The organism is Pseudomonas sp. WS 5411 (assembly GCF_012985595.1).
Taxonomy (GTDB): domain Bacteria; phylum Pseudomonadota; class Gammaproteobacteria; order Pseudomonadales; family Pseudomonadaceae; genus Aquipseudomonas; species Aquipseudomonas shahriarae.
The window spans coordinates 1-1,168 of record NZ_JAARMC010000054.1; the positions used below are offsets into that span (position 1 = coordinate 1).

A 1,168-nucleotide genomic window follows, 5' to 3' on the forward strand; every position below is an offset into this window, starting at 1 on the left:
GACGGCGGCAACTTCGAGAAGCTCGTGGTTGCTGGCAATGGCGCAACTACCACCATCAACGACACCATCGACAAAGTCGATGTAGTGCTGACCGCCACCAAAACTGTGGGTGAAGGCGGCGAGATCGTCTACACCGCCACCTTGGTGGATAAGAACGGCGCGCCGGTGACTAACATCACCAGCCCTGTGACCGTGACCCTGGATAACAACCAGGTCATCACCATTGGTGTGAACCAGTCGAGCGGGACTGTCTCGGTTGTGGCTCCAGATGATGTGTACAAAGGTGATCAAACCGTTACTACCGGTATTAAAGAAGTCACCGGTGGCGAGCACTTTGAAAACCTGGTTCCTGGGACTGACAAAGTCACCACGACTGTCACTGATACCCCAGGTACCGATAACACCACGACAGTGACGCTGACGGCTCCGTCGGAAGTGAGTGAAGGTGGCCAGATCACTTACACCGCCACCTTGAGCAACAAGGCTGATACTGACGTCACCTTGACCCTCGATAACAAGCAAACCATCACCATCAAGGCCGGCGAAACCGTCGGTACCGTCACCGTTGATGCCCCTGGCGATGACGTGTTCGTTGATAAGAGCACCCAGACTGTCCAGATCACCGGGACTGACGGCGGCAACTTCGAGAAGCTAGTGGTTGCCGGCAACGGCGCGACAACGCAGATCAACGACACCATCGACAAGGTCGATGTAGTGCTGACCGCCACCAAAACCGTGGGTGAAGGCGGCGAGATCGTCTACACCGCCACCCTTGTGGATAAAAACGGCGCGCCGGTGACCAACATCACCAACCCTGTGACTGTGACCCTGGATAACAACCAGGTCATCACCATTGGTGTGAACCAGTCGAGCGGGACTGTCTCGGTTGTGGCACCGGATGATGTGTACAAAGGCGACCAGACTGTTACTACCGGCATCAAGGAAGTAACTGGTGGCACGCACTTTGAGAACCTGGTTCCTGGGACTGACAAGGTCACTACGACTGTCACTGACACACCGGGCACCGATAACACCACTACAGTCACCCTGACCGCGCCAAGCGCCGTCAACGAAGGCGGCACCATCACCTACACCGCCACCTTGAGCAACAAGGCCGACACTGACGTCACCTTGACCCTCGATAACAAGCAAACCATCACCATCAAGG

At 56.1% G+C, this 1,168-nt stretch carries 1 protein-coding gene; it reads left to right on the forward strand.

The genetic code is table 11. The features are described 5' to 3' along the window. Positions 1 to 1,168, forward strand: a 1,168-nt coding sequence (locus HBR93_RS26730) for an immunoglobulin-like domain-containing protein (RefSeq protein ID WP_346266861.1), incomplete at both ends; no start/stop codon positions are given.